Origin of the sequence: Achromobacter sp. RTa (genome assembly GCF_000757485.1) — a bacterium.
Lineage (GTDB): Bacteria > Pseudomonadota > Gammaproteobacteria > Burkholderiales > Burkholderiaceae_B > Achromobacter.
This window is the reverse complement of record NZ_JPYO01000027.1, coordinates 325189-337188: the sequence shown is the minus strand read 5'-3', so window position 1 is coordinate 337188 and position 12000 is coordinate 325189. Positions and strand designations below refer to the sequence as shown.

Genomic DNA, 12000 nt, shown 5'->3' with positions numbered 1-12000 from the left:
TCGTTACACCACGAGGGGAAATCATTGATGGTCAAGCACCTGAAAACTCTGGCCGCTGCCTGTCTGGCGGCCGGGATCGCCGCGCCCGCGATGGCCGCGGATTCCTATCCCAGCAAGCCGATCACGATCGTCCTGCCGTACGCGACGGGCGGATCCGCCGATATGCTGGCGCGCTTTGCGGCGCAGGCTCTGCAGACCGAACTGGGCAAACCGGCCATCGTCGAGGCCAAGCCGGGCGCCGGCGGCGTGCTGGGCACCGAGTTCGTTTCGCGCGCCGAGCCCGACGGCTACACGCTGGCGCTCACCGCCAGCGGCACCATGGCCGTCAATCCCTACGTCTACAAGCTGCGCTACAAACCGCTGGAAGACTTCAAGCAAATCACGGTGCTGGTGGACCTGCCTTTCGTGGTGGTCACGAATAACGAGTTTCCCGCAAAGAACCTGCAGGAATTCATCGAGTACGGCCGCAAGAACCCGAACAAGATCACCTTCGGCAATGCCGGCCTGGGCACCCAGCAGCACCTGACCCAGCTCATGTTCGCGCGCGCCGCCGGCATGCAGGTCAACATCGTGCCCTACAAGGGCAGCAGCCCGGCCATGAACGACCTGCTGGGCGGCCACATCGACGCCGTGCTGGACAACACCGGCGTGCAGACGCCCTTCATCAAGGCCGGCAAGGTGCGGCCTTTGTTCGTCACCAACCCGGAGCGCGTGGCGGCCTTGCCGGACGTGCCTACCGCGCCGGAAGCCGGCCTGCCAGGGTTCTCCGCGGTCGCCTGGTTCGGCCTGGCCGCGCCCAAGGGCACGCCGGACGAGATCGTCGACAAGATTCAGCAGGCCCTGGCGCGCGAGTTCGCCAAGCCGGAAATGAAGCAACGCCTGCTGGACCTGGCCATGATCCCGCGCGTGTCCACGCCGGCTGAAACCACGGCGCGGGTGAAGAGCGACCTGGAAACCTTCGGCAAGATCGCCAAAGAGGTCGACCTGAAGCCGATGTGACGGCGTTGCCGCGATTGCTTGCGTAGACGGCGAAGCTGTAGGCCTGGTTCCCAATCCAGCGGCATTGCGCCATGCTTCGCTCCCCGCGCCCTCACTTCACGCTGATCAGCCAATCGGAAAAAAGGCTGAAGGGCGGGCCGCTGGCCCGCGCGGGGTTGCTGACCAGGTAGTAGCCATTGCTGCTGCGCGCGGCCTGGGGCAGGGGCTGGACCAGGTGGCCGGCGGCGAAATCCTGGGTGATGTAGGCCCGCTGGGTGACCGCGATGCCCAGCCCTTCGGTCGCGGCCTGCAGGCACAGGACGGCGTTGGCCAGCGGAATGAAGCGGGTGTCTCCGCTTGCGGCCAGGCCCGCGGACTGTAGCCAACGGTCCCAGCAATCGGGGGCGATCATGGATTTGAGCAAGGTTTCGCCCAGCACGTCTTCGGGGCCGCGCAGCCGCTTGGCCAGCGCGGGCGAGCAGGCCAGCACGAGTTCATCGGAGAACAGCAGGTCGGCGCGCAGTCCCGGCCAGTCGCCGCCGCCGCAACGCACGACGAAGTCGGCGTTGTGCAGCTCGGTGTCGTCGGCGCGCGAGACCGTGGCGATTTCTATGTCGATGTCGCCATGCCGCAGGTACAGCGAACCCAGCCGGGGCATAAGCCACTTGATGGCGAAACTGGGGATGACCTTGACGCGGATGCGCCGATTGGCGCCCGCTTCGGCCGCCTTGGCCAGCACGCCTTCCAACTGATCGAAAAGTTCTCCCGCCTGTAGCGCCAGCTCGGCTCCGACCGCGGTGAAGGCGATGTCGCGGCCGTCTTTTTGCACCAGTTGCACGCCCAGTTCAGTTTCCAGCCGGCGCACCTGGTGGCTGACGGCGCCGGGGGTGACATGCAGAACCTCGGCGGCCCGGCCGACGCCGCCGCTCCGATACACGGCGTCCAGCACCCGGAGCGGGCCGAGACGATTTCTGAGCTTGTGCATTGTTGAAATTAACTAAACATTAAAAGAATAAGTTTCGACAGACGCCTGAGGAGAACCCGCCTACAGTCTGCCTTGTACGACAAAACTAAATCAAGTGTCCGGGCGCGATGTCCTGTCGGGCCGCGGCAAGGAGGAGACGGAATGAGCGGGTTTTATCGGCGCAAGGCAGGCATCTGCGCATTGCTGCCCATTTTCTGCGCGGCATTGTGGGGCGGGGGCGCCCAGGCGGCCTATCCGGAACGTTCCATCCGGTTGATCGTGCCTTTCGCGGCGGGCAGCGCGGCCGATACGTTGTCGCGCGTCGTGGCGTCGGCCCTGGCCGACGAACTGGGCCAGCCGCTGGTAGTGGACAACAAGGCCGGCGCGGGCGGCACCATCGGCACGGCGGATATCGCCCGCGCCAAGCCGGATGGCTATACCTTGGGCATTGCGGCGCAGGGGACCTTCGTCAACAACCAGGTGCTTTATCGAGAGCCGGGCTACGACTCGGTAAAGGATTTCAGCTTCATCGGCGAGATCGCCGACGTGCAGAATCTGCTGGTCGTGGCCGAGAAGTCGCCCTATCGAAATGCGCCCGCCTTGCTGGCCGACATCAAGGCCAAGCCTCCGGAGGCTTTCCGGTTTTCTTCCAGCGGGGTGGGAACCAGCCACCACATCGCCGGCGCTACCGTGTCGCAGTACCTGGACAAACCGCTGATGCACGTGCCCTATACCGGCGCGCCCCAGGGCCTGAGCGCCATCATCAGCGGCGATGTGGATATGGGTTTGTACAACCTGCCCGTGGCCATCGGCCTGGTGAAGGCGGGCAAGCTCAGGGCGCTGGCCGTCACCGGGCCCAAGCGCTCCACCTTGCTGCCGGAGGTGCCCACGCTGCAGGAGAGCGGCTTGAAGGACTACTCCGTCACCCTCTGGTGGGGGCTGGTCGGCCCGGCGGCGCTGCCGGCCGACGTTTCGACGCGCCTGTACACAGCCCTGGACAAGGTCATGAGCCAGGCCGCGTTGCGTGAAAAGTTGATCGGCCAGGGCTTCACCTTGCCCGGCATGCCGCTTCCCAAGCCCGCGGATTTCGAGGCCCTGGTGCGCCAGGACCTCGCCAAATGGGTCCCTGTCCTCAAGGAACTGGGAACTGCCGCGCAGTGATGCCGGCGCAACGCTTTCGTCAAGGAATCTACCTGTGCAATCCCCCTCCTTGGCCCGCCCCTTGGCGCGCCAACTGGCTGACTTCGTCCTGTCCACGCCCGCCGACGCGCTGCCGGCGCTGGCCATCGAGCACGCCAAGATGAGCCTGGCCAGCACTTTGGCCAGCGCCTCCATGGGCTACGGCATCGAATCCGCCCGCATCATCCGCGAGCTCGCGCTGGCCGATGGCGGCACGCCCGCGGCAGGCCTGTGGTTCGACGGAGGCCGCCTGCCGCTGGCCAGCGCTGCGCGCGCCAATGCGGCGGCCAGCGATGCGGCGGCGTCGGACGACAGCGACATGCGCAGCATCGCGCACATCGGCACCATTGTTTCCAGCGTGGCGCTGGCGGTGGGCGAACGCGAGGGCGCAAGCGGCAGGGACGTGCTGGCCGCGATGGTGCTGGGCTATGAAGTCGCCGGGCGCATCGACGAATCCCTGACGCCGGGCCGCATGCAGCGGGGGTTTCATGGGTCGTGGTCCACGGTGTTCGGCGCTTGCGTCGCCGCGGGCCTGCTTTTGCGCCTGGACGCGCCGCGGCTGGCCCACGCCATCGCGCTTTCCGCGACCTCGGCCAGCGGCATGGCGATTGCGGCCGACACCAGCTGCGCGCGGGAATATCACGCCGGCCAGGCGGCAAGCGCCGGCATCGCCGCCGCGCTCGCGGCGCAGCGGGGATTCGAGGGAGAGCTGGGCGTGCTGGAGCAGCCGCGCGGCATGCTCGATGCCCTGGGAGGGCAGGCGCGCGAGGACATCACGCGCGAGTGGGGCGCGTCCTGGGACATCGTGACCGACATGGCCATCAAGCTCATGCCGGGCGCACACCCCTTCCACGCAACCGCCGAGGCGGCGGCCGAGGCTGCGCGCGCCGGCGCCGTCCAACCGGACGGCATCGCGCGCATCGTCGTGTCGGCAGCCGTGCAGTGGACCAATTTCAAGGGCGAGCCCCATCCGCGCAATCTGGTGGACGCGGCGCATAGCCTGCCGTATTTCGTGGCCGCGTCGATTGCCGACGACGGCTTCCGCTGGGAGCACATGGACGTGGCCAGGATGGCCGACCCGGTGATTGCAGCGTTGCAGGACAAGGTCGAATTCGACCCGGACCCGCCGCCCCTGCCGGATCGTTTTCCGCACCGGCACGGCGGCACGGTGACGATACACATGCGGGACGGCGCAGCGCATCGCGCCACCTGCCGGGCGCCGCGCGGCTCCGGCGCGCGCGGCATCGACTGGCGCGACGTGGAGGCCAAGTTCCTGCAGCTCTTTCCGCTGGCGGGCCTGCCGGCGGGAACGGCCGGAGCCTGCCTGGAGGCCATCGCGCAGTTGGACAGGACGGACTCCGTCCGCACGCTGGCGGGGTTGCTGAGCCGGCGCTGAACCGCTTTTTCCACCGAGGCACAAGGCCGCAAAGGCCGTCCCATAGAGAGGAGACAACATGAAACGACGCATCGTATCCGCGCTTGCCGGCATCGCCCTTTGCCTGGGCGCGGGCCAGGCGGCCAAGGCCGAGGAGAATTTCCCGTCGAAGTCCGTCACCATCATGGTGGGGGTGGCGCCGGGCGGCAGCCTGGACGCGCTGGCCCGCTTGATCGCCAGCGAACTGGGCAAGGCCACCAAGACCACTTTCGTGGTGGAGAACGTCACCGGCGCGGGCGGGCTGCTGGCCTTCCAGCGGCTTTCCAGGTCGGCGCCGGACGGCTACACCTTGATGTTCAGCAATCAATCCATGGTGCTGATCCCGCTGTTGTATCCCAAGGCCGGCCTGGACATCGTCAAGGATACGACCGCGGTAGGCACTATCGCCAATGTGCCCATGGTGCTCAGCGTGAGCAACCAGAGCGGCATCCAGGACCTGCCCTCCATGCTGACGGGCATGCGCAGCGGCGAACTCAAGCTGAACTTCGGTTCCGGCGGCCCGGGCACCACCGCCCACCTGGCCGAGGCGATGTTCCTGCAGATGGCGGGCGTGCAGGCCGAGCTGGTGCAGTACCGGGGCTCGGGGCCGGCCATTACCGACCTGATGGGCGGCACCATACAGTCGGTGCTGGACCAGACGGTCACCATGCTGCCCTTGCACCGGGGTAAGCAGATCAAGGCCATCGCCGTGGCATCCAAAGAGCGCTTGCCCCAGATGCCGGACGTGCCGACCTTCGCCGAGGGCGGCGTGCCTCAGTTCGATCTGCAGATCTGGAATGGGCTGGTGGCGCCCAAGGGCACGCCCAAGGCCGTGGTCGACAAGCTGGCCCAGGCCTTGACCGAGGCGGTCCAGTCGCCTGATTTCCGCGCCCGCATCGACAGCCTTGCCGCGCAGATTCCCTCGGCCGGGGACCGCAGCCCCGAGGCCTTTTCCCGCGTGCTCCAGCGCGATCAGAAACAGTTTGCCGAGCTGGCCAGGCAGATCGGCCTGCAGGCCCGCTAACCCCCGCCGCCAGCGGCATATCTCGAGGATGGAAAGATGAGCGAGACGATTTACGGATTCATCGGATTGGGCAATATGGGCGGCCCCATGGCGGGGCGCCTGCTCGATGCCGGCTACTCGCTGCACGTGGCCGACAGCAACCCCGCCGTGCGCCAGCAGTTGGCGGCCCGCGGCACCGTGGCGCACGATAGCGCGCGGGCCGTGGGCGACGCGGCCGACGTGGTCTTCCTGAGCCTGCCCGACGGCAAGGCGGTGGAGCAGGTGCTGGAAGGCGAGCGGGGGCTGGCGCGGGCCAGCCGCGCCAAATGCGTGGTGGACCTGTCGACCATCGGGCCGGCGGCGGCGCGCCGAGCGTTCGGCACGCTTGCCGCCCACGGCATCGACTACGTGGACGCCCCGATCAGCGGCGGGCCGACCGGCGCCGAGCGCGGCACCCTGGCGGTCATGGTTGCTTGCCCGCCGGCGCGCTACGAGGCGCTGGCGAAGGTGCTGGGCCATTTCGGCAAGCCCTTCTATCTGGGCTCCGAAGCCGGGCAGGCCCAGGTGATGAAGCTGGCCAACAACCTGCTGTCGGCCACCGCCGTGGCGATCACCTCCGAAGCCATGGCGCTGGGGGTGAAGGCCGGCCTGGATCCCAGCGTCATGATCGACGTCATCAACGCGGGGTCCGGGCGGAACTCGGCCACCATGGAGAAGTTTCCCAAGGCCGTGCTGACAGGCACCTTCAACGTGGGGTTCGCCGCGCGGCTGGCGCACAAGGATGTGCGCCTGTGCCTGGAAGAGGCCGAACGCCACGGCGTGCCCATGGTAGTGGGCTCATCGGTGCGCGAGATGCTGGTGATGACCACCGCCATCCGCGGCCAGGACGCCGACTATGCCGACGTGGCCCGCGTGGTCGAGGACTGGGCGGGCGTGAAGGTCCGCGCCAGGCAGTAACAGCCGTCGGCAGAACAAGGAGGCGTCATGGGAGTGCTGGAAGGCAAGGTGGCGATCATCACCGGGGGCGCGGGCGGCATCGGCCGAGAGATCGCGCGGGCCTATGCGCGCGAAGGCGCCAGGGTAGGGCTGCTGGATATCGACGAAGCGTTGCTGGCCGAGGCCGCGCGCGATGTGCCGGGCGCGCGGCCGCTGGCATGCGACATACGCGACCGCAAGCAGGTCTTGCGTGTGGTCGACGCCTATGCGGGCGAAGCGGGAGGCCTGGACATCCTGGTCAACAACGCGGCGTATTTCTTCTATGCGCCCTTGGTCGACATGCCGGAGGACGAAGTCGGCAAGATGCTGGACGTGGGCCTGAAGGGGGCGCTCTGGTCGCTGCAGGCCGCCACCCCGCATCTGATCGCGCGTGGCGGCGGCGCAGTGATCAACCTGTCGTCGGTGGCGGTATCGGTGTCGATTTCCCGGGCGGGGGTCTACAGCGCCATCAAGGGGGCTCTGGACGCTCTGACCCGGCAACAGGCCGTGGAGCTTGGCGGCCACGGCATCCGCGTCAACGCGCTGGCGCCGGGACCCGTCGTCACGCCGGGCGCGAGTTCGGTGATTTCCCAGGAGGGCTGGGCCGCGCGCCGCCGCCGCACGCCATTGAACCGCCTGGCTACCGGCGCCGACGTGGCCGATGCGGCGGTGTTCCTGGCATCGGAATCGAGCGCGACGGTGGCCGGCATCACGCTCAAGGTGGACGGAGCGATGACCGTCCAGGGTTATTAGCGCCCGGGCGGCTCCCGGGCAAAGGAGAAAGCAGATGGACAGGAAACGTGTCGGCTTCATCGGCCTGGGCAATATGGGCGGCCGGATGGCGCGGCGGCTGGTCGGCGCGGGGATTGCCGTGCGCGGGCATGACAGCGATCCGGCGCGCGCGGCGGCGGCCGGCGCCGAGCCGGCCGCGACGATCCGCGAGGTCATGGAATACGCCGACGTCGTCATGCTGTCGCTGCCCGACAGCAAAGCGGTGGAGTCCGTGGCCGAGGGCCCGGGCGGCGTCCTGGAGCACTGCCGGCAGGGCCAGATTGTGATCGACCTGAGCACGGCGGCGGTCAGCTCAACCGTGCGCCTGCACGCGCGCTTCGCCGGGCGCGGCGTGCGGTACGTCGATGCCGGGATATCGGGCGGCGCGGCCGCGGCGGAGAAGGGCGCGCTGACTTTGATGGTGGGAGGCGATACCGGGGCGATCGAGGCCGTCGGCTGGGCGTTCGAACCGATCAGCGCCAAGGTCGTGACCATGGGCGGAAGCGGCGCGGGGCACGCCACCAAGCTGCTCAACAATTTCCTGAACGCGGTCAGCCTGGCCGCTACGGCCGAGGTCATGGTGGCGGGCAAAAAGGCCGGGCTGGACCTGCATCGCCTGCTTGATGTGATCAATAGCAGCAGCGGGGTGAACTTCGCCTCGCTCAACCGCTTTCCCTTCATCGTCGATGGCAACTACCTCGAGGGGGGATTGACCAGCAAGCTGATGAGCAAGGATGTGGTGCTGTATGTGGACATGGTGCGCGAGCTGGGAGTGGCCTCGCTGAATGCGGCCGGCCCCGTGGCCAGCTTCGGCCTGGCCACGGCGCTGGGCTATGGCGACCAGATCAGCAATCGCGTGGTGGACGCCATCGGCGACGTGTCGGGCGGCGTCCGCCTGCAATCCATTTGAACCAAGGAGCTTTGATGCAAGTCTTTCATGGCAGGGACGAAGGCAAGCCTTCTGAACAGCGCAGCGCGACATTCTCCGGCGTGGTCTGGGCCGATCCGGTCATGCCTGCGGCGGACAACGTCGGCATCAACCACGTGTTTTTTTCGCCGGGCGCGCGCACCTTCTGGCACACGCATGAGCACGGGCAGGTCCTGCACGTGACCTCGGGCCGCGGCTGGATCTGTGTCGAAGGCGAGACGCCCCAGGCGATCCGCCAGGGCGACGTGGTGTGGATACGGCCGCACGAGCGGCACTGGCACGGCGCCGCCGCCGATACCTTCATGGCCCATCTGGCCATTTCTCTGGGCAAGGCCGACTGGCAGGAAGCGCTGCCGGAGGCCGACTATGCGCGCGCAGGGCGCGGCGCCATGGAGCAACCATGATCATCGAAACACGTATCTACCACTGCCTGCCCGGGCGGCTGCCGGCGCTGCACGAACGGTTCAGCACGGCGACGCTGGGCTTTTTTAAGAAGCACGGCATCCAGCCCCTGGGGTTCTGGACGACGCTGGCGGGCCCCAGCAACCATGCCCTGACCTACATGCTGCAATGGGAAAGCCTGGCGGAGCGCGAGCGCAAATGGAATGCCTTCCAGGCCGATCCCGAGTGGATCGCCAAGCGTGCCGCCAGCGAGGCCGAGAGGCCCATCGTGGAGCGCATCGAGAACTTCTTCCTCAGCCCGACAGACTATTCACCCCTGCGCTGACCGGCTTGACCCGGGGTCTTGCTCGCCCGCCGGACGGGCGCTCATGGCAAGGTCAGATGCTTGATCCAGGACGGGGCGAAGAAACCCAGGATGAGGCCTAGCGCCACCGCCAGCCCATAGCCTTCGGCGTCCGCGCCCAGCAGGGCGGCGACCAGCAGGCAGCCGGCGACGGCGAAGCCGATTTGCCACAGGACCGGACGACGGAAGGCCCGGGGTTCGATCTCCGGCGCGGCGATGGCGCCGAACAGCGCGCCCGCAACGGACAGGAGAGCGAGGGCCGGCGCCGAGAATCCGATGCTAAGCCCGCCCAGCAGCGCGAACGCCAGGGCGAAGCCCGCCACGATAGCGATGATCAATCCGGTATTCGAGCGGCGGGTATTTCGCATGGAGTGCCTGGCAGGCGAAAAATCAGGGTTCCCGGGTGGAAAACGAAGGTACGGGGGACGGATGATCTTACCAGTATGACTACGCGGCCTGGGCACGCAGCCAGTCCGCAACGGCCTGGACGGGCGCCGAGGGAGGACGGCCGGCGTACATGGCCAGGTGATAGGTGTGGCCGTCTATCACCGGCCCGAAAGGCTGCACGAGGTGGCCGGCTTCCAGTTCTTCGGCGATCAAGGCCAGGCTGACCAGTGCAACGCCATGGCCGGCGACGGCCGCCTGTATTGCGTGTCCTTCATCGGAAAAGCGCAATTGGCCCGTTTCGCTGGGCTGCGGCAACTGCGCGACCGTGAACCAGCGTTCCCAGGTGGGGTTCTCCGGCTGGGGGCGCCGCCAGTCGAAGCGGATCAATGGCGCACCAGCCAGATCCTCCGGGGACTTGATGCCCAGCCGCGGATTCGCGACGGGCGCGAACCGGTCGGTGAACAGCGGCTCGACGGCCAGGCCGGGATACGGCCCCCGGCCATAGCGGATCGCGATGTCGACCGCCGCCGACCGCAGGTCTACGACGTCGTCGCTGGCCTGCAGCTGCAAGTCGATGCCCGGATGCCGGCTGCGGAAGTCGGCCATGCGCGGCACCAGCCATTTCACGGTAAATGCATTCGTCGCGGAGATGGCCACCTGGACCCGAGTCCGCTGCTGCGTCAACCGCGCCAGCGCCGCTTCGAATGCATCGAACCCGTCGCGCAGGACAGGGTAGAGCTGCGCCCCTGCATCCGTGAGCGATACCTTGCGCACCTGGCGATCGAACAGCACAAGCCCGGTCTGCGCCTCCAGCGCGCGGATCTGGTGGCTGACGGCCGTCGGCGTAACGGCCAGCTCTTCGGCGGCGGCCTTGAAACTGCCCAGGCGCGCTGCGGCTTCGAACGCGCGCAGCGCGGAGAGCGGGAGAAATCGGCGTTGCATGGCCGGCACCTGCGTATGGATGAGTTTATCTCTTCTTATAGCTGACAAATGAACCTTTGTCACAGGGGCGCGGCATTCCTAAATTAGAGGCATGGATCGGCTGTTCATGCAGATCCTCCGATAAATCATAAGTGAAGGAATTCGCACCATGCTGCAACGTGTCATCACCCAGCCCGACAACTACGAGCCCTTCCTGCTCTCGCAGGGCATCCGGTTCGGAAACCTGCTGTTCATCTCCGGCCAGGCGGGCGCCGGCGACGACGGCAAGATCGTTACCGGCGGTTTTCCTGCCCAAGGCGAGCAGGCTTTCCTGAATCTGCAGCGCGCGCTGGAGGCGGGCGGTTCGAGCCTGAAGGACGTAATCAAGGTCACCATCTTCGTTACGGACATGGGGCATTTCGACGACGTGGTGGCGTTGCGCCGCCGCTTCTTTTCGGCTCCCTATCCGGCCGACACGATCGCGGAGATCAAGGTGCTTTACGACCCCGCCGCCATGATAGAGATCGAGGCGATCGCGGCGGTGCATCCGCAGGAGGGCCGTTGACATGAGCGCGCTGCCAGATCGTCCGGCAGGCGATGCGCAGGCCGCGCACGCCAGACTGTTCACCCCGCTGCGGTTGGGCAGGGCGCTGAGCCTGCCCAACCGTCTCGCCGTCGCGCCCATGACCCGGGTCAGCGCCACGGCGGACGGCCGCGCCACGCAGCAAATGGCCGATTACTACGCCGCCTTCGCTGCCGGCGGCTTCGGCCTGGTGATCACCGAAGGCATCTATACGGACAAGGCCTACGCGCAAGGCTATCTCTTCCAGCCTGGTCTGGCCGACGACGCGCAGCGCGACGCGTGGCGAGTCGTCGTGGACCGTGTGCATGCCCATGGCGGCCGCATCGTCGCGCAACTCATGCATGCGGGCGCGCTGTCTCAGGGCAATCGCCACCGCAGCACGACGAAGGGCCCCTCGGCCGTATTGCCAAAGGGGCAGCAGATGGTCTTTTATCGGGGCGAAGGGCCTTACCGGATGCCCGAAGCGATGTCGGAGGAGGACATCGCCGAGGCGATAGAAGGCTACGCCCTGGCCGCGCGCCGGGCGCAGGAAGCCGGGTTCGACGGAGTGGAGATACACGGCGCCAATGGATACCTGCTGGACCAGTTCCTCACCGCGCACACCAACAGGCGCGAGGACCGTTACGGCGGCAGCCTGGACAATCGCCTGCGCCTAACGGGGGAAGTCATCCGGGCTGTCCGGCGGGAGGCGTCGGAACACTTTGCCGTGGGGGTGCGCTGTTCGCAAGGCAAGGTCAACGACTTCACGCACAAGTGGGCAGGCGGAGAAGAAGACGCGGCCCGGATCTTCCGTACGCTGGGCGCGCTGCCCATCGATTACCTGCACACGACCGAGTTCGAGGCATGGCGCCCCGCCTTTGGTGAACAAGGCCCCAGCCTTGCCGCGCTGGCGCGCGAGCACGTTCCGGTTCCGGTGTTGGCGAACGGCTCGTTGCATGATGCGATGCAGGCGGATGGTCTGATGGCGCGCGGCGAGGCCGACTTCGTTTCGCTGGGGCGCGGCGCGCTCACGCATCCCGATTGGCCCGAAAGGCTGCGCGCCGGTGCGAGGCTGGAGGCGTTCGATCGAGGCCTGCTGGCGCCGATCGCCGACCTGGAGAATGCGGCGCGGCATCGGGAGGGCCGCGGCCGGGAATGACTCGGCACATGCGC

14 protein-coding genes are annotated in these 12000 nt (G+C 67.4%); 11 read left to right on the top strand and 3 right to left on the bottom strand.

What is annotated here, in order from left to right:
* The first annotated feature begins 27 nt into the window (after positions 1 to 27).
* Entirely contained in the window at positions 28 to 999 is a 972-nt protein-coding gene (locus tag JL37_RS09660) for a tripartite tricarboxylate transporter substrate binding protein (protein ID WP_043543612.1), read from the top strand.
* Between the two features lie 91 nt (positions 1000 to 1090).
* Here JL37_RS09660 and JL37_RS09655 read toward each other — a convergent pair whose 3' ends face one another.
* Positions 1091 to 1963 carry a LysR substrate-binding domain-containing protein gene (locus tag JL37_RS09655; protein ID WP_043543611.1) on the bottom strand — a complete coding sequence of 291 codons (873 nt, stop codon included), beginning with the start codon at positions 1961 to 1963 and terminating at the stop codon, positions 1091 to 1093.
* Between the two features lie 141 nt (positions 1964 to 2104).
* On the opposite strand from JL37_RS09655, the gene JL37_RS09650 reads away from it, so the two are divergent.
* Genes JL37_RS09650 through JL37_RS09615 form a run of 8 tightly spaced genes read left to right on the top strand, consistent with a single transcriptional unit; the run spans position 2105 to position 8939 of the window.
* The gene (locus tag JL37_RS09650; protein WP_043543610.1) at positions 2105 to 3103 is read left to right on the top strand and encodes a tripartite tricarboxylate transporter substrate binding protein; all 999 of its coding nucleotides are present in this window, start codon (positions 2105 to 2107) and stop codon (positions 3101 to 3103) included.
* 34 nt (positions 3104 to 3137) lie between these two features.
* Positions 3138 to 4517 carry an MmgE/PrpD family protein gene (locus JL37_RS29695; RefSeq protein ID WP_197064588.1) on the top strand — a complete coding sequence of 460 codons (1380 nt, stop codon included), beginning with the start codon at positions 3138 to 3140 and terminating at the stop codon, positions 4515 to 4517.
* A gap of 58 nt (positions 4518 to 4575) precedes the next feature.
* Positions 4576 to 5559 (top strand): tripartite tricarboxylate transporter substrate binding protein, encoded by a 984-nt coding sequence (locus JL37_RS09640; protein ID WP_052097036.1) that lies wholly within the window; start codon positions 4576 to 4578, stop codon positions 5557 to 5559.
* 36 nt (positions 5560 to 5595) lie between these two features.
* Positions 5596 to 6495: an NAD(P)-dependent oxidoreductase gene (locus JL37_RS09635; RefSeq protein ID WP_043543609.1), complete on the top strand. Its 900-nt coding sequence runs from the start codon at positions 5596 to 5598 to the stop codon at positions 6493 to 6495.
* Positions 6496 to 6522: 27 nt separating this feature from the next.
* Entirely contained in the window at positions 6523 to 7266 is a 744-nt protein-coding gene (locus JL37_RS09630; RefSeq protein WP_043543608.1) for an SDR family NAD(P)-dependent oxidoreductase, read from the top strand.
* Positions 7267 to 7300: 34 nt separating this feature from the next.
* Entirely contained in the window at positions 7301 to 8194 is an 894-nt protein-coding gene (locus JL37_RS09625; protein ID WP_043543606.1) for an NAD(P)-dependent oxidoreductase, read from the top strand.
* Between the two features lie 14 nt (positions 8195 to 8208).
* Complete coding sequence (locus JL37_RS09620; RefSeq protein WP_043543605.1) at positions 8209 to 8616, top strand: cupin domain-containing protein; 408 nt, start codon at positions 8209 to 8211, stop codon at positions 8614 to 8616.
* On the top strand, positions 8613 to 8939 hold the full coding sequence (locus JL37_RS09615) for an NIPSNAP family protein (protein WP_043543604.1): 327 nt from the start codon (positions 8613 to 8615) through the stop codon (positions 8937 to 8939). The genes JL37_RS09620 and JL37_RS09615 overlap by 4 nt, the downstream gene beginning before the upstream one ends.
* 41 nt (positions 8940 to 8980) lie before the next feature.
* Here JL37_RS09615 and JL37_RS09610 read toward each other — a convergent pair whose 3' ends face one another.
* Positions 8981 to 9325 carry a hypothetical protein gene (locus JL37_RS09610; protein ID WP_156124257.1) on the bottom strand — a complete coding sequence of 115 codons (345 nt, stop codon included), beginning with the start codon at positions 9323 to 9325 and terminating at the stop codon, positions 8981 to 8983.
* 79 nt (positions 9326 to 9404) lie between these two features.
* Positions 9405 to 10286, bottom strand: coding sequence for a LysR substrate-binding domain-containing protein (locus JL37_RS09605; RefSeq protein WP_043543602.1), 882 nt, complete (start codon positions 10284 to 10286; stop codon positions 9405 to 9407).
* A 148-nt stretch (positions 10287 to 10434) separates the two neighbouring features.
* On the opposite strand from JL37_RS09605, the gene JL37_RS09600 reads away from it, so the two are divergent.
* Positions 10435 to 10830, top strand: coding sequence for a RidA family protein (locus JL37_RS09600; protein ID WP_043543601.1), 396 nt, complete (start codon positions 10435 to 10437; stop codon positions 10828 to 10830).
* A gap of 1 nt (position 10831) precedes the next feature.
* On the top strand, positions 10832 to 11986 hold the full coding sequence (locus JL37_RS09595; protein WP_052097031.1) for an NADH:flavin oxidoreductase: 1155 nt from the start codon (positions 10832 to 10834) through the stop codon (positions 11984 to 11986).
* Positions 11987 to 12000: the final 14 nt, after the last annotated feature.